Origin of the sequence: Planktotalea sp. (assembly GCF_039984035.1) — a bacterium.
Taxonomy (GTDB): Bacteria; Pseudomonadota; Alphaproteobacteria; order Rhodobacterales; family Rhodobacteraceae; genus Planktotalea.
In genome coordinates this window covers 1-15,740 of record NZ_JBDWVM010000284.1, presented here as the reverse complement: position 1 = coordinate 15,740, position 15,740 = coordinate 1, and the positions used below count along the sequence as shown (strand labels likewise).

Below are 15,740 nucleotides of genomic sequence, written 5' to 3'. Positions count from 1 at the left end.
CGCATGAGTTACCCGATTTGGTCCAAGCCGTGATGGAAGGCGTCGCTTTTGCCTTCGCCGATTGCTGCGCGGCACTAGAGCAATGTGGTTCTTTACCTGACGCGGTTTGGGTCGCGGGAGGCGGCAGTCAGTCGGAAACTTGGCTGCGCATTATTGCCTCTGCCACGGGCCTCACATTGAAGGTTCCTACCAGCGGCGCGCAGGGCGCGGCGCTTGGCGCGGCCCGATTGGCCATGTTGGCAACAGGTGATTTACCTGCATCTGAGGTGCTCAGCACCCCGACAACCGACGTGGTTCACGAAGCAGACCCAACACTCGCAGCAGCTTACAAGGCGCGATATGCCGATTATCGCGCAGCTTGGAACAGCACCAAAACCTAGACAACACCAAATCACAAAGGGTTGGACGATGGCCGGATACAGTCTCAACAAAGATCATGAAGTCACAACCGAAGCTGCCTTGCGCGACTTGTTTCCGCCAACCCATGATTTGGCTACCAAAAAAGTTCAACAGAAACTGGATAAGCATGCGCAAGACTTCATCACGCGCGCCCCGTTTGTTTGTCTTGGGACACAAGACGCAAAGGGCAAAGCTGATGTCAGCCCGCGCGGTGATCCCATCGGCTTCGTCAAAATTCTTGATGAGCACACGCTCGCCATCCCAGATCGCCCCGGCAACAATCGCCTCGATAGCCTAACCAACATTTTGTCGAACCCGAGTGTCGGCCTGCTGTTCATTATCCCCGGATTTGACGACACGATGCGGGTCAATGGTAGAGCGAGCCTGACGCGTGATCCGGACCTTCTTGAGCAACTAAGCGTTCACGAACGCGCGCCAAGGCTCGCCATCGTGGTCAAAGTTGACACAGTCTTCATTCATTGTGCCAAGGCGTTCCGACGTTCCAAATTATGGGATCCAGAGCATTTCCAAGATCGCAACACTGTGCCGTCCTTGATGAAAATTGTTTTGGACTTAACCGACGGTGCGCCCGTCGATAGCGCAGAACAAGACCAACTGGATGAAGCCCTAGAGGCGGAATACCAAGCAACGCTTTACTAATTTGCAACTTTCCCCGATCTTATCACGCATACCCACGACGCTTCACAGCTCTGAGAGGTGGCGATACAAGCGGATTTTTTATGTCTAGGGTGAGAGCATATTTAGGAGAACCCCAATGAAAAGATTCGTACTATCAGCCGTTTTCGCCCTTGCTGCCACCGCAGCGCTTGCTGGTCCGCAATATGAAGACAACACAGGTTTCGCTGCATCAGGCTATGACGTTGTTGCCTATTTTAGCCTGCCACAGTCCCAAATCGGCTCGGCCCAACAAAGCGCCGTACCCGGCAGCCGCGCCATCACAGCAAGCTACAATGGCTCTACATTCGCATTTTCATCCGCTGAAAACCGCGACCTGTTTACTGCGAACCCAGAAAAGTATGCGCCACAGTTTGATGGCCACTGCGCATATGGTGTAGCCCAAGGTGGTAAGGTGCCCGGCAACCCGAACCTATGGCGCATTGTTGATGACAAACTTTACCTCAACATCACAAAGAACGTTGTAGGCTTCTGGGAAGAAGACATTCCAGGCAACATTTCCAAAGCAGGTAACAACTGGACCAGCCTTGAGCCAGCAGCCGCGTCTACGCGTGCGATCCCAAGCTTCACATCTCCTGCGCCATCAAACTAAGTGACGCAGATTAGATGAAAAAACTATCTCGGCGAACGCTGATTACAGGCGCTCTCGCTACCGCAACTCTGAGCGGCGCTTACGTGCTCTATCCCGCACGTGTGGTCGCAAATGGCGATCTCCTCGTGAGCCCACAACGGGCGAACGAGTTGATCCGTCAGTCAGAAGTTCTGCTGATCGATGTACGTCGCCCAGATGAATGGGCGCGTACAGGGATCGCAAAGGGCGCTGTCCCAATTGATCTGCGTCGCCGAGATTTCATTGAAGCTGTTAAAGCAGCTCAAGAAGCCACAGGCGGCCTACCACTTGCCGTGATATGCGCGCGCGGGGTCCGCTCGCGCAGGATGGCCGCTGCTATGACCAAAGCGGGTCTAGGCGATATCATCGACATTCCAGAAGGCATGCTTGGGTCCTCCGCGGGGCCCGGTTGGCTGGCGCGCGGCCTCCCTACCCAAAAATGGACGAAATAAGGGTCTCACATGACATCTCAACGATTGTTAACACTCGTCAGCGCGGCGCTGTCGGGTGTCGTTTCGTTTGCGAGCAGCGCAAGCGCGTGTTCGACAACCACGCCCTGTTTGGTCGAAACGGGCGAATACAACATTGCAAAACCTGATGCAGACACAGAGGCCGCAGTGATCTTTATTCACGGTTTTGGCGGCTCTGGCTCAGGCGTCTTTCGCAACCAAAGCTTAACCAACTCGGTTTTAGAGCGCGGTTATGCGCTCGTGGCGCCTACGGGCTTGGTCCCCGAAGGACGAAATGGCGGATCATGGTCCTTCCATCCCAATCGCGAACAACGGCGCGATGAAATCAGCTTCATCAAATCCGTGCGTGATGATCTCATTGAAACCCATGGTATCGATCCAGACAAAATTCTGCTGACAGGCTTCTCCATTGGCGGTTCCATGACGTCCTACCTCGCTTGCGCAGAACCGGACGCCTTCAAAGCCTACGCCCCGCTTGGGGGTAGCTTCTGGCGGCCGCATCCCACGACATGCGCAGGTAGTGTAAGCCTGTTGCACACCCATGGCTGGACCGATGGAACCGTCCCTTTAGAAGGGCGCATGGTGCGTGGCATCGATGTGAAGGACCCGAATTCCTTCGTGCAAGGCGATGTCTTTCACGCAATGAGCATTTGGCGCGAAGCCAACCAATGCAACAACCTCAAAGCGGACCGCTTTGACACCTCTGGTCCCTTTATGCGCCGCAGCTGGGAGCGATGCGCGCCCGGCTCAAATTTAGAACTCGCGATATTTCCTGCGGGTCACATCATTCCAAAAGGTTGGGCAGAAATGGCGATTGAGTGGTTCGAAAACCTCTAATCACTCGGCCGCAATGGCTTTGATATGAACTGGAGCATCCAAGCGCGATTGCATTTGCGCTTGGTCCGCCAAGGCCCGTGTGACGATACGTGGCTGGCGAAGGGATTGAGGGCTATCCAAACGCATCCATCCCATTTTCAATTTACTGATGTTCACAGCGCTCAGCTGCGAAAGCGGCGCTGCAAATAAGAGCGGCAAAGCAACCGGCAGGACCATCAATGGCACGGTCCCATTTATTGCCGCGGCAACCAATACCAAGCCTAGCAAGGTTTCGACTAAATGAAAGCGCAAGACAGTGGCAAAGGAATATCCGTCCCCAACTCCGCGTTCCTGCGCGCCCCATGCGCCGCCCCGTCCGAGCAACGCCAAAACAACGGCAATCGTTTGCTGCACCATCATGATCGGCGCGTAGACAATGGCGCAGAAAATCTCGAACACAGTCGCTGCGAAAAATGGCACGCTTCCCCCATAGGTTTGCGCCACATCACGGCGCATACCGAGGGCGATAGCGCCAATACATTTGGGCAGCAAAAGCATCGTGTAAATCAGCGCTAGGAATATCCATCCTTGATCCTGATTAAGGCCGGACCAGATCGGATAAAGCGGATCAGAAGGTTCAAAAAACTGCGGTGTCTCAGGCGATGGGCTTGGCATCATGCCAAGCGCAGCCCACGTCAGCATAAGCGCGAACCAGAAGGGCGACATCAGAAATGCCAGCGCGCCTTGCAACAGATGGTAGCGAGACATCGGATGGAAACCGCGCACAAAGAGCAAGCGCAGATGTTGCAGATTACCGCGACACCAACGACGATCACGCAAGGCATAATCAATTAAGGTTTGCGGCGTTTGCTCAAAACTGCCGCCGACACGCGGAAGAAAGCGAACACGCCATCCCGCGCGGCGCAACATGCCCGCCTCAACAAAATCATGGCTCAGGATCAGCTTGTTCTTGCCGCGAAGGCTACGTAGGTACGGCAGGCGCGCGCTTTGCGCAAAAGCCTGTGTGCGAATGATCGCATTGTGACCCCAATAGTTCCCCTCACCCTGCGCCCAAAGCGCCATGCCCTCTGATAAGAGCCAGCCGTATACGGCGTTCGAAAATTCCTGCATGCGCCCAAATAGTGAATGCGCACCGACAAGCACAGGAACGGATTGGATGAGACCGACATCGGGTTCTGCAGATAACTCACCCGCAAGGCGACGGATCGCAGCGCCGCTCATCAGGCTGTCGGCATCCAGCACCAACATCGCATCGTAATCACCGCCCCAATTTTCGATCCAGTCGGTCAGGTTACCAACCTTCTTATCGGTATTTTGCGCACGCCGGCGATAGTAGATATCGATCCGCGGCGAGGCCATGTCACGCAGTTCCGAAAACGCGCGTTCCTCCAGTTCTGCGATTTCGGGATCAGTCGTATCGCTGAGAACAAAAAAGGTGAACGTGTCGTGCTGCGGGCCTTGTGCCAATTCGTGCAGCATTGCGGAGGCATTGCCAAAAACACTGGCCGGATCTTCATTGTAAATCGGAACAAGCAGCGCAACGGTTTGAGGATCACCAACTGTTGTGCGCGTCAAACGACAGGGGCGGAAAATGCGTTGCACCAGCCCCATCAACACCGTCGTGACCGAAATGGAAATCCAGATGAACGTCAGACCAACCAGCACCACAACAGCGCGTTCAAGCCAAGACACTCCGCCCAAAGCAAACCAATTGGTGATCGCAAAACTTAGGAAAATCGTGAACGCTATCGCCGGGCCGAAGGCCACCAAACGCCACAGCAACGCAGAGCGTTCAGCGCGCGTGCGCACACGCTGCTTGGGTCGCTTGTTGAAGGCTTGCGCATCCATAGGCAGCGGTGCACGCGCAGGCATTATTTCTGCGGCGTAACGCATTAGGCGGTCCACCTGTAGAGCCACGTTTCGCTCAAAGGTTTGCCATCGACGCGCAGCTCAGCGCGAAACTCGATCAGGCCCGCCTCTTCAGGATGGAATTTGAAGGCAAGCCGCGGGCCACCGGTCTCAGGATTGCGTTGCAAAACGCCGCCGGACACCTTGCCAGCACTTGCACTGATGAGCTTTTCAATTTGGTCCAAGTCCTCTGGCACACCAGCCCCGTCCTCGAAATCAATCGCAACGATAATGCCATCTTCAAACGCCTTGCCGATGCGCGTGTTGAGAACGCGCAAACCATTGCCGAAATCGCTGTCTTGGCCCCATGTCAGGCGATAGGATAGCGCGTGTTCGCTCCCCGCGGCCATTGGTTCAGCAGGACGCCACATGGTGACAATGTTGTCGTAGATTTCACGATCAGTGGGGATTTCAAACAGCGTCACGGCGCCCTTGCCCCATTCCCCTTTTGGTTCAATCCAAACACCGGGACGTTTGTGATAGTGCGCTTGAAGATCCGCAAAATCGCTAAACTTGCGTGCCCGTTGCATCAGACCAAACCCTTTGGGGTTCTCATCGCCAAACGCGCTAACTTGCAAAGCCTTGGGGTTCGCCAATGGCCGCCAGAGTGTCTCCCCCGCGCCATTGTGGATCAGTAAACCGTCTGAATCATGCACCGCAGGGCGAAAGTCGGAAAAGCGATCACGGTTGGTTTCATCGAACTGGAACATTGATGTTAACGGCGCGATGCCAACTGCATCAAGTTCAGTACGTGGGAAAAGCGTTGCCTCGACTTCCATCACGAGCGGAGCGCCTGGTGTAATCTCGAAACGATAAGCCCCAGTGATGCTTGGCCCGTCCATCAAGGCGTGCACAATAAAAGTGGTCTCGCCTTTCTTCGGTTTTTCTAACCAAAAGGCACGGAAATCAGGGAATTCTTCGCCATCAGGGTCGCCTGTATCAATCGCAACTCCGCGCGCTGATAGCCCGTAGATGTCACCATTGCCAACCGCGCGAAAATAGCTGGCACCTTGGAAGACGGTGAACTCTTGATAGATGCCCGCCTTTTCCAACTCCGCGCGCAGACGCAGTCCCGAATAGCCAAGGTTAGACCCTGTAGGCAGCTTAGGGAACTTGTCAGTCTTATCGAAGACGTCAAAATCGAAGAGAAGTGGACGCGTTTGCCCATCTTCAATAACCGCAATATCGACAGGGCGCGGGAAATAAAGCCCCGGCGCAAACACGTCCAATCGCAGAGGTGTATCCGGTTCGTCCGTCCAAAGCGCGTTGCGTGTGTCAAACCAGATCGACACGTATTGCTCATAGGTCAGCTCGGTCCATTCTTTTGGCACGTCTGGCACCGCTTGAAAGGGCGTCTGGCTGAGCTTGCGAGCCATATCAACAATGTCGCTTGCATCAAACGGAGAGCCATCGCCAAGCATCAAAATCGCATCAGGGGCGTCATCAGCAGGCGCTGTTGTTGCCTGCGCCAAAGCGGGTGAAGAAGCGAGGGCCAGTAGACCCGTTAGAACATCACGTCTCAGCATTATTTTTCACTCCGCTTGGTTTTCCAAGGTTGGCTTTTGAACCATGCCGCGCCGTAAGCGACGCCGATAATCACAGTAAAGCCAAAGGCGTTGACGAGGGCCATGTTCATCCACGTGCGACCGATGATATCGAAGATCACACCGAGGATACGCGCGAAGAACATCGACGCGATGAAGACTGCCAGTGATTGCTGACCCACCTTCATGATGACGCTCAGCACGACATTCCAAATGCGCGACAACGTTGTGCTCATGCCTTTGGTCAACAAACGCTCACCGCGCGGTCCGACGAGCATCCAAGCCACATAGGCTGTTGCAAGGAAGTGCACATAGCGCAAAATGCCAAAGTTGGATTTGTTGATCAGGAAAGACCAATCACGGCGCCATTCCAGAAAGACTGGAAAGGTATTGTAGAGCCTGAAATAGGCGAAAGGCAAAGTGATCAAGATGATCGTTACAGCGAGCGCAAACAGTGCACGGCTACGCGGCGGCGCAGGGAGCCAACCAGACATCCAAGCGAAACCCGTGAAGAACACCAACTGCCATGCGAATGGATTGAAGAACCAAGAGCGTTCTGACCAAGGCTCAGCAGGCAGGCTCCAGCCGAAGAGTTGCACCGCAAACCATAGGCCCACAGAAGCCGCTGCAGCCAATGCGAAATTCACTTGAGCGAGCGCGATAAAGATCGGCATCATCGCAAGGATCACTAGATACATGGGCAGAATGTCAAAGTAGTTCGGCACATAGGTCAGCGTCAGCAAACCCATCAGATTTTCCTGCGTTCGGTTGAAAAACGGATGCAGGTTCAATTGACTTACATAGTTCCGCCCATCGGGAAGCACTGTGTTGAGCCACGCCATCGTGGCGGCGATCGCAAAGAACAATGCAATATGTGCCCAGTAAACTTGCCAAACGCGGAAACCTACGCGCGCAGTTCCCATGAAGACGCCGCGTTCGCGGAACACGCGGCCAAAGGCGATTGCGCTAGCCATGCCAGAGCAGAAAACAAAGGTCTCTGTAGCATCGGAAAAGCCAAAGCGCGCAGGAATCCAAAGCGTCAACCAATTGCTCGGAACATGAGCAATCAGGATAATAAACATCGCTATACCGCGAAAAAAGTCGAGCCGAGGATCACGCGTTGTCGTTGCGCTTATAGAAGTCGATTGCGCGTTGGAGCGCGCATGCAGGCTTGTGTCTGCCAAAGTCATAATAGTGCCGGCCTTCTTTTATTCTGCAGCGATGGAACGCTGGGAGCGACGCGCGCTTTCGATCTGGCTCATGCGTCGCGCGGCGAAAGTATCTTCATGACCACCTCGCAGCGCTGTGCGTTCGTCAAGCAACGTCTTTGTTTCATCTAGGCGGCCTGCTCGCAGGCCTGCCTCGATTGTAAGGCGCTCAAATACGTCACGTTGCGCATGGCTGCCACCCAAAGATTGAAATTTCGTATGCCCAGCAGACAGACCAGCAAAGGCGCGCTGATAGTCACCTTCACCAAAGGCCGCCAAGCCTTCTGCCGCTGCCACGCCCGGTGCCTTCATGACTTGCGCCATGTCACCAGGCCCAGTTGCGTCACGCGCGATCCGGGCTGTCATCAAAGCTGCCGCATCAGTGCGTTTGTCACCTGCAAGCGCCAGCATGTAGTGCAAATCGGCAAAGACGAGACAACCGTCATCGACACGCGCCTCTGACAAATCAGCGAGTTCTTCCCAACGGTGACCAACGTCGACGCCATCCAATTGCAGACGCACCAAAAGCGACGTCGCATTAGAAATATCACGGAAATCGTCGGTCTTGTCATCGCGGATTTTCGTGTCGTACAAATCAAGCGCTTTGGCTACATCGCCTTGATCAAGATGCAGCAACGCTTTGTGCCACCAAACGTGAAAACGGAAGTTGTTGCAGTGCCCCCACGCAGCCGCGTTTTGATCGATCAGCGCGATCCCATCATCGACGCGGTGCGTCATATCGTAAACATGCGCGACAGCATGCAGGCCCCAAGCATCATTGACAGCAAGCTCGAGCCCCATAAGTCCGGTGCGCTCTGCGTCCGCGTAGCTACCGGTTTCTTCCATTGCAAAGGCCAGACACCCTAACACATATCCACGAAGCGGATGATCAACGCCATGGGCTGGCAAGACACGCTCAACAGAGCGGCGCATACCGTGGTTGTCACCCAACATGAAACGGATGCCATGAGACATCTTCATGCTGATCGTATCCGCTGGGTTCAAACGAAGCGCGGCTTCCATACGTTCCACCGAACGTGTGGGTGCGCCGTTGATCCAGTCATTCAAAGCAGAACACCAAAGCGCTTCCCGCGCAGTTGCACCGCCAGCTTTCAATGCGGCTTGCGCAGATTTGTTAGCTTCCACAGCAACGGGGAGAACTTCGCGGCGCGCCAGCATTAAAACAGCAAGGCCTTTGATCGCATGACCCATTGCAAACTCAGGCGCCGTTTCCAGAAGCGTATTCAAATGCACAGGTGCGTTTTGACCATGCGCCAGTATTTCGAGCACCACGCCATTCCAAGCCTCTAAAGCAGACGCGTCTGTTAGGCTTATCTCACACTTGCAAATATCAACGTTCATCGGTCACTCCATATACCGTGGCCCACTTCCGTTTCGGCCCTTACCTAATGGCTTAAAGGCTCAGGAGTGCACTCTCACCTCACGAGTTAAGGAGCACGCGGGAATGTGATGAGAGTTAAAATTTTCGTGATCAGGTTATTTAGGAAGCGTTTTCACCCAAAGCCGATAAGAGCGTATCGAGCACAACAGTATCGTTGCCAAAACGTGGCGGCGGCATGCGATAACGCACAGGTGTTTGCGAAAATTTCAACGGATTCCCCAACAAATCAACGCGTCCTGCGCTTGTTTGATTGTGTTCCATCGAAACGACAGCAGCGCGCGCCTTGGCTTGTTCCGAAGTCAGCGCCTGTGAAAGCGTGTTAATCGGACCACAGGGGACGCCCACTGCATCCAAAGACTGTAACACATCATCACGGTCCAACTTGGCCAATGTGACAGTTATTTCAGCCGTAAGGAGAGTCCGGTTTGCAATGCGATCGGGATTTGTTTGGTAACGCGAATCTTGAGCTAAATCAGAACGTTCGATAGCAATGCAAAACCGTTGGAATTGGGAATCGTTTCCAACCGCAATGATCACGTGGTCGTTTTGCGTCGCAAACACATCATAAGGAACGATGTTTGGGTGCGCGTTTCCACGACGTTCAGGGTTCTTTCCCGATGTCAGGAAATTTGTCCCCTCATTAATCAACCAAGCCATTTGCGCATCAACCAAAGCAAGATCGATATGCTGCCCCTGCCCAGTTTGATCGCGATGGCGCAGCGCCGCCAAAATGCCGACGCTCGCGTACATTCCGCACATAACATCTGCGATGCCAACGCCAACTTTCATAGGTGGTCCTTCGGGCGCGCCTGTCAGCGACATAATCCCGCCGTAGGCCTGTGCCATCAAATCATATCCGGCCTTGTCTTTGTTCGGACCGGTCTGGCCGTATCCAGAAATGGAACAATAAACCAGGCTCGGGTGTTTGGCGCACATGGCCGCATGATCAAGGCCATATTTCTTGAGGCTATCAGGTTTAAAGTTTTCAACGACGATATCCGCGTGCTGCGCAATTTTGTGAACAATCGCTTGCCCTTCGGGCGTCGAAAGATCGGCAGAAATCGAGTATTTGTTGCGATTAGCCGCCATGAAATAGGCGCTCAAATCGCTCTCGCCATCGATGGTTTCCGCATAAGGCGGTCCCCAACTGCGGGTATCGTCGCCGCCTGTTTTTGGGTTTTCAATCTTGAAAACGGTCGCGCCCATGTCGCCTAGCAATTGCGTTGCGGTTGGACCTGCAAGAATACGGCTTAGGTCAAGAACAACGACACCTTCAAGCGCGCCTTTGGTCTCAGAGTTTTCCATCGTAGGCCTTGCGATCAAATTCTGCTGCGATCAGGGTGAAACTGTCTGCGGATTGCGCCGCTTTCAACGCAGCTTCCAGCTCGGGCTTCGTTGTAACGCGATGCCCCTGCCCGCCAAACCCGCGCGCAATTGCTGCAAAGTCTGTATGGGCGAAATCAACGCCGCGGTTTTTCATCTGACGTTGCCGTTGCTTCAATTCGATCAATGCAAGGGATGCATCAACGAACACAACAAAAATCGTTTTCAATCCCATCTCAGCGGCTGTCGCGAGTTCGCCCGCTACCATCAAAAAGCCTGCATCACCGGAGAAGGACACGACGGTACGGTCTGGTTCAGCTATTTGCGTCCCCATCGCCAATGGCACGGCAACGCCCATCGTGCAAAGACCAGTGGATTGGGTCAAAGCGCGCGGAAATTTGCACTGCCACATCTGGCTAAGAAGAATTCGGTGCGCACCGCTATCCACGGTCGCGAGCGTATCGTCAGGCAAAGTATCTTGGCAGGTCTGAATGATTTGATCCGGCCCCCAAGTGCCATCAGCCGCGAAGGCTGTGATCAGCTCTTCTTTCACTCTAGCTGCTTCGCTATTTTCCCAAACAGGGCCTAGCGCACTTGGCAAGATCGCCGCGACGCTGGCTGCACAATCGCCAATGATGCTGAGGGTGGATTGATGCATATAGTGATGGTTCGGCTCAGCAGTAATGTCGATCACCATTTGCGCCTTTGGGTCCCACACATCCTGCCAACCTGCGCGCATCTCAATCGGATCATAGCCAATCGCGAGAATAACATCGGCCGCCTTCACAAACGGTACGAGCATCGCATCCGCCTTGGGTGATAGTCCGGCACCGCCCAGTGAAAGCGGGTGATTTTCTGGCAAAATTCCTTTGGCTTTGTATGTCGTTATGACAGGTGCGCCCAAACGGGTTGCCGCCTCTTGCACAGCTGCAGCGCCGCCTTCAGATATCGCATCGAGCCCGACGATGATCACGGGGCGCTTCGCATTGGCGAGCGCCGTTTTCGCCTGCTCCGCGATTGTGCCAACAGGGGCAACGGGCGCAGCAACCGCGCGCAATATTTCGCCGCCTTGGGAAGGGGCATCAGCCACCGAAATCGGCACATCAATATGCACCGGACCCGGGCGCCCCTCTGTAGCGATGCCTACCGCTTTGTCCGCGATGACATGGGCCATGCCTGCCGTCAGCGTAAACGTTTCCTTGGTGATTGGACGAAAAACTTGGGTCTGATCGACCACCTGATGGGTGTAAACATGGCTGGTGTCAGCATCAACGCAGCCCGTCAAAACGATCAAAGGCACACGATCTTCGCGCGCGTTCTCGACAGAGTTGATACCGTTCAAGGCACCCGGTCCCACCGTCGCCACCAAGATACCGGGCGCGCCAGTGCGGTGATACGTACCTTCCGCCATGAAGCCTGCCGCGTTCTCGTGCTTGCATAAAACAAACGTAATGCCAGCCTCTTCGAGAGCGTCGATCAAGGTCAACACCTCTCCACCGGGCATGCCAAATGCCCAACGGCATCCAGCCGCATATAACCGTTTTGCGAGTACGTCAGCTGCGCGCATAATTCTATTCCATCTTCGTGTTCATAGTGGATTTGCGCGACAACGCCTTGATTTGCAAAACAACTCCTCGTGTGGATTTTGTAACGTTATGCTGGGTCTCGCCGCTTAAACGTATTCAACTCAACATAACTTTAACTTTATCTGCACACCCTTTCTTAGGACATAATGCTCCATTAGAATTTTCCAGACTTTGAACGAGCACAGCTCGACCCGAGCTGGTTTGTTCTGCGAAGCACGCCAAAGACGACGAAAGACTAACAGATGCGCAGACTCTTCCGAACGAAAGCACTCCTTGGGGCTTTGCTGCTTTCCCTCTCAACGCCGTTGCAGGCTGCTGATTTTGTTTCGCCAGAAATTCTAATCTTGGGCGATAGTCAAATTTCCTTCGGTTCTGGCCCCGCTTTCCTTGAGTTCTTCACCGATATCAAAACCCACTGCAACGCGAACAAACAGCAACGACACGATCTCAAGAAGCTCGGCAAAATGCGTGTTGGTGTGATTGGTGTGCGGTCCAGTTCGATCCATTCATGGACCGCCCGCAGCGGACGTTCAAAAGACACCATCTGTAAAGAAGACAAGAAATGGCGCGTGAATGCCGGAACCTATGGTTTCATAAACATGTCAGGCAACAAATACGTCCAGATTGGCAAAGGCAAAGAATACCAGTTTTGCGCGCCCAAGAAGTCTGCGTTCGAGCATATGTTTCGGGATGACTACTACGATCCAAAATTGCTGCTTTTGTCCTTCCTAGGGAACTCTGCCAAACGCTGGGCCGAGAGCGAAGAAGCGGCAATCGCTGATGTTGAAAAGATGATGGCGCAACTGCCTAAGGGTATGCCTTGCGTCTTTATGACGACAGCGCCCGCCTATTCCAAAAAGATCGTCGACCTTAGGCTGCGGGCGCAAAAGAACCTCAACACCGCATTCGCCAAGACGGGCAGTCGCTGTAGCTTTGTACCTGGTGCCACGCCGCAAACCGTTTTGGCCAACCAAGGCAACACAAGCTATTTCCGCCTGAACAAGAATGGCCGCGTAAAGGATCCATACCACCCGAATGAACGCGCAGCGAAGAACTTCTTTGCGCTTGAAATGGGCGGGATTTGTAACGCGATTTTTGATCAGATCGGCAGCAATGCCCCGTCCATTGATCAGCTTATGTACGATCCGAGGTAGGACAAAGCAAAAGGGCCGCTTCAACAAAGCGGCCCTTTCGTTCGTTTAGATCAGCTTAGTGATGGAACTTTTTGATCTCACCAGAGCCGAGGCGCTGTGTGTAAGATACCAGCTCTGCGCGAACGATCTTCATCAAGAAGTAGAGGCAGAAGATGTTCACAACAGCCATCGCAAAGATTGCCGCATCGGAGAAGTCGATCACTGGACCAAGGCTCGCCGCAGCACCGATGATGATGAAGATGCAGAAGATGATCTTGAACGTCAGCTCAGACGCTTTGCCTTCACCAAACAGGTAGGTCCAAGCTTTCAGGCCGTAATAGGACCACGAAATCATGGTAGAGAAAGCAAAAAGGATCACAGCAATTGCCAAGACATATGGGAACCAGCTGATAGCTGATCCGAACGCCGCTGCCGTCAGGGCCACACCTGAATTGCCGTCAACAGTCGCAATCGCGCTGCCGGCTTCATTCAGCATGTAGTTGCCCGTAGCTTCGTCGATCAGCAATTGCTGGGAAATCACGATGACCAACGCGGTCATTGTACAGATCACAACAGTATCGATCAGTGGTTCAAGCAGCGATACAAAACCTTCAGTGATGGGTTCTTTCGTCTTAACCGCAGAGTGTGCGATTGCCGCAGAACCAACGCCCGCTTCATTCGAAAACGCAGCGCGTTTGAAGCCTTGGATCAACGCACCGACCATACCACCAGCGACGCCGAGACCTGTGAAAGCACCTGCGAAGATCTGACCAAAAGCCCAACCGATCATGTTGTAGTTTACAATCAACACGACCAGCGCCGCACCGACGTACAAAATACCCATGAAAGGTACGATCTTTTCAGTCACTTTCGCGATGGATTTAACACCACCCACGATCACTGCAAAAACAACAGCGGCAAAGATAAAGCCAGTGATGAGGCCAGAGAAATCACCTGTGATACCTGTGATCGCAACATGCGCTTGGTTCGCTTGGAACATGTTTCCGCCGCCAAATGCACCAAGGATACAGAAGATGGAAAACAGAACTGCGAGGATTTTGCCACCTGGCAAGCCGAGTTCATCGAAGCCCTTGGAAATGTAATACATCGGACCACCAGACACGGTGCCATCCGGGTATTCATTGCGGTATTTCACGCCCAGCGTACATTCGGTGAACTTAGACGCCATGCCAAGCAAGCCAGCAAGGATCATCCAAAACGTCGCGCCTGGACCACCGATGCCAACAGCAACGGCAACGCCCGCGATATTACCAAGACCGACAGTGCCAGAAAGCGCCGTTGCCAACGCCTGAAAGTGGCTGACTTCGCCCGCATCGTTCGGGTCAGTGTAATCTCCTTTGACCAACGAAATCGCGTGGCCGAAGAAACGAAATTGAACAAATGCAAAGTAGAGCGTGAAAACCGTCGCGCCGATGACAAGCCACATCACAATCCATGGGAAAGACGTGCCGGGGATTGGCGCGAAGATAAAGCTCACGAAAGGACCCGTGAAGTTTGCAAAAGCTTCGTTGACCTTCGCATCTAAGGATTTAGCAGCCTCCTGCGCAGAGGCGGGAACAGCGATCGCGAAAAAGGTCGCGACCGTCAGAAAAAATCGAATTAGTGAGTTCATGAGTTCAATCCTTATGCAACAACAGTGACTGGAACGCTGGCGTTCATCACAAGATTTGCTGTTGAGCTGCCGAAGATACGCGATGTCAAACCACCGGCGCTGGAGCGCGCAACAATGATTTGCCCTGCAGTTTCAGCTTTGGCGATATCATCAATCGTATCCGCAACATCGCCGTGACGCACGATGGCGCGCGCGTTTAGGCCAACGGCCTTTAGCGATGCCACAGCAGGATTTAGGACACGTTCCATCGCAATAGAAATTTCTTCTTCACGACGCTTATGGCGCTGCGCATTTTCTTCTGCGGTTTGGAAGGAAAATGGAGACCACTCAATGACGTAAACGACGATGAGTTCGCAACTTTCCATACTTCCAGCGAGCGATTTAGCGAAATTCAACGCTTTCTCGCCTGAACTTTGGCCATCAAGGCCGACTACTAATTTCATTATTTTTGTCCCTATGATCTTTTTTCGAACGCATCTTTAGGGCTATTTTTAAGGTGCCCTTGGGGAATCGGTTCACCTAAAAAGCTATGGACCTAAAACAAGTGCGTCAACGCGAACAACAATCTGAAACAATTTACGCGCGGCAATTTTCAATCTAAGGTTGAGAAAAGCATGCCAACAAAAACTCGTAATCGCCGTTTTCGGCAACATGCGAGACAAAAGCACTGTTTTTAGCGCCAAAATAAGGAAGAAAGCCCGTGCGAAAATGACTTCTCAAGGCAAATTGGTAGGGCAAAAAACCCTAATTCGCCAAGTTCTGATCCGCTTTTGAAGTAGAAAACCCGCTGTCGCGGAGGAAAAGTGAGCACCTCTTCAATCCAATTAGCTTAACCAACCACAGCTTTGGTCACTTTTTACGCAGTGGACAAACTAGGGGTGTCGACAAAACGTTAGTTTAGTTTGGGAAAGAAACAGCGCCATGTTCTGCCCAATGTTGACATTATTATGGTATACTTACTAAAAACGTCCAACATTTTTGTATATGTGGA

14 protein-coding genes are annotated in these 15,740 nt (G+C 53.3%); 6 read left to right on the top strand and 8 right to left on the bottom strand.

Annotation, left to right across the window (positions count from 1 at the left end):
• From ABJQ89_RS13025 to ABJQ89_RS13005, 5 genes are all read left to right on the top strand, one after another.
• A partial coding sequence (locus ABJQ89_RS13025; RefSeq protein ID WP_348496646.1) for an FGGY-family carbohydrate kinase occupies nt 1-380 on the top strand: 380 nt, incomplete at its 5' end.
• Nucleotides 381-408: 28 nt separating this feature from the next.
• A complete protein-coding gene (locus ABJQ89_RS13020) occupies nt 409-1,059 on the top strand; it encodes a pyridoxamine 5'-phosphate oxidase family protein (protein WP_348496645.1) in 651 nt (216 codons plus the stop codon).
• A 115-nt stretch (nt 1,060-1,174) separates the two neighbouring features.
• The gene (locus ABJQ89_RS13015; RefSeq protein ID WP_348496644.1) at nt 1,175-1,687 is read left to right on the top strand and encodes a YHS domain-containing (seleno)protein; all 513 of its coding nucleotides are present in this window, start codon (nt 1,175-1,177) and stop codon (nt 1,685-1,687) included.
• 14 nt (nt 1,688-1,701) lie between these two features.
• Nucleotides 1,702-2,157: a rhodanese-like domain-containing protein gene (locus tag ABJQ89_RS13010; RefSeq protein ID WP_348496643.1), complete on the top strand. Its 456-nt coding sequence runs from the start codon at nt 1,702-1,704 to the stop codon at nt 2,155-2,157.
• A gap of 9 nt (nt 2,158-2,166) precedes the next feature.
• Nucleotides 2,167-3,012 carry a prolyl oligopeptidase family serine peptidase gene (locus ABJQ89_RS13005; protein WP_348496642.1) on the top strand — a complete coding sequence of 282 codons (846 nt, stop codon included), beginning with the start codon at nt 2,167-2,169 and terminating at the stop codon, nt 3,010-3,012.
• Here ABJQ89_RS13005 and mdoH read toward each other — a convergent pair whose 3' ends face one another.
• The 6 genes from mdoH to ABJQ89_RS12975 form a co-directional block, all read right to left on the bottom strand.
• The gene (gene mdoH, locus ABJQ89_RS13000; protein WP_348496641.1) at nt 3,013-4,905 is read right to left on the bottom strand and encodes a glucans biosynthesis glucosyltransferase MdoH; all 1,893 of its coding nucleotides are present in this window, start codon (nt 4,903-4,905) and stop codon (nt 3,013-3,015) included.
• A complete protein-coding gene (locus ABJQ89_RS12995) occupies nt 4,905-6,446 on the bottom strand; it encodes a glucan biosynthesis protein G (RefSeq protein ID WP_348496640.1) in 1,542 nt (513 codons plus the stop codon). The genes mdoH and ABJQ89_RS12995 overlap by 1 nt, the downstream gene beginning before the upstream one ends.
• The gene (locus ABJQ89_RS12990) at nt 6,446-7,654 is read right to left on the bottom strand and encodes an OpgC domain-containing protein (RefSeq protein ID WP_348496639.1); all 1,209 of its coding nucleotides are present in this window, start codon (nt 7,652-7,654) and stop codon (nt 6,446-6,448) included. The genes ABJQ89_RS12995 and ABJQ89_RS12990 overlap by 1 nt, the downstream gene beginning before the upstream one ends.
• An 18-nt stretch (nt 7,655-7,672) precedes the next feature.
• A complete protein-coding gene (locus ABJQ89_RS12985; protein WP_348496638.1) occupies nt 7,673-9,034 on the bottom strand; it encodes a tetratricopeptide repeat protein in 1,362 nt (453 codons plus the stop codon).
• Between the two features lie 139 nt (nt 9,035-9,173).
• Nucleotides 9,174-10,379, bottom strand: coding sequence for a CoA transferase (locus tag ABJQ89_RS12980; RefSeq protein WP_348496637.1), 1,206 nt, complete (start codon nt 10,377-10,379; stop codon nt 9,174-9,176).
• Nucleotides 10,366-11,964, bottom strand: a complete 1,599-nt coding sequence (locus tag ABJQ89_RS12975) for a thiamine pyrophosphate-binding protein (RefSeq protein WP_348496636.1) — start codon at nt 11,962-11,964, stop codon at nt 10,366-10,368. Before ABJQ89_RS12975 ends, ABJQ89_RS12980 begins: the two co-directional genes overlap by 14 nt.
• A 261-nt stretch (nt 11,965-12,225) precedes the next feature.
• On the opposite strand from ABJQ89_RS12975, the gene ABJQ89_RS12970 reads away from it, so the two are divergent.
• Nucleotides 12,226-13,137 carry an SGNH/GDSL hydrolase family protein gene (locus ABJQ89_RS12970; RefSeq protein ID WP_348496635.1) on the top strand — a complete coding sequence of 304 codons (912 nt, stop codon included), beginning with the start codon at nt 12,226-12,228 and terminating at the stop codon, nt 13,135-13,137.
• Nucleotides 13,138-13,192: 55 nt separating this feature from the next.
• On the opposite strand, the gene ABJQ89_RS12965 is transcribed toward ABJQ89_RS12970, so the two are convergent.
• Together ABJQ89_RS12965 and ABJQ89_RS12960 are read right to left on the bottom strand one after the other, a co-directional pair.
• Entirely contained in the window at nt 13,193-14,749 is a 1,557-nt protein-coding gene (locus ABJQ89_RS12965; RefSeq protein ID WP_348496634.1) for an alanine/glycine:cation symporter family protein, read from the bottom strand.
• Between the two features lie 11 nt (nt 14,750-14,760).
• A complete protein-coding gene (locus ABJQ89_RS12960) occupies nt 14,761-15,192 on the bottom strand; it encodes a universal stress protein (RefSeq protein ID WP_348496633.1) in 432 nt (143 codons plus the stop codon).
• Nucleotides 15,193-15,740 lie beyond the last annotated feature (548 nt).

Coding starts and splice junctions, on each gene's coding strand:
- ABJQ89_RS13020 (WP_348496645.1), top strand. CDS start 409: ATGGCCGGATACAGTCTCAACAAAGATCATGAAGTCACAACCGAAGCT.
- ABJQ89_RS13015 (WP_348496644.1), top strand. CDS start 1,175: ATGAAAAGATTCGTACTATCAGCCGTTTTCGCCCTTGCTGCCACCGCA.
- ABJQ89_RS13010 (WP_348496643.1), top strand. CDS start 1,702: ATGAAAAAACTATCTCGGCGAACGCTGATTACAGGCGCTCTCGCTACC.
- ABJQ89_RS13005 (WP_348496642.1), top strand. CDS start 2,167: ATGACATCTCAACGATTGTTAACACTCGTCAGCGCGGCGCTGTCGGGT.
- mdoH (WP_348496641.1), bottom strand. CDS start 4,905: ATGCGTTACGCCGCAGAAATAATGCCTGCGCGTGCACCGCTGCCTATG.
- ABJQ89_RS12995 (WP_348496640.1), bottom strand. CDS start 6,446: ATGCTGAGACGTGATGTTCTAACGGGTCTACTGGCCCTCGCTTCTTCA.
- ABJQ89_RS12990 (WP_348496639.1), bottom strand. CDS start 7,654: ATGACTTTGGCAGACACAAGCCTGCATGCGCGCTCCAACGCGCAATCG.
- ABJQ89_RS12985 (WP_348496638.1), bottom strand. CDS start 9,034: ATGAACGTTGATATTTGCAAGTGTGAGATAAGCCTAACAGACGCGTCT.
- ABJQ89_RS12980 (WP_348496637.1), bottom strand. CDS start 10,379: ATGGAAAACTCTGAGACCAAAGGCGCGCTTGAAGGTGTCGTTGTTCTT.
- ABJQ89_RS12975 (WP_348496636.1), bottom strand. CDS start 11,964: ATGCGCGCAGCTGACGTACTCGCAAAACGGTTATATGCGGCTGGATGC.
- ABJQ89_RS12970 (WP_348496635.1), top strand. CDS start 12,226: ATGCGCAGACTCTTCCGAACGAAAGCACTCCTTGGGGCTTTGCTGCTT.
- ABJQ89_RS12965 (WP_348496634.1), bottom strand. CDS start 14,749: ATGAACTCACTAATTCGATTTTTTCTGACGGTCGCGACCTTTTTCGCG.
- ABJQ89_RS12960 (WP_348496633.1), bottom strand. CDS start 15,192: ATGAAATTAGTAGTCGGCCTTGATGGCCAAAGTTCAGGCGAGAAAGCG.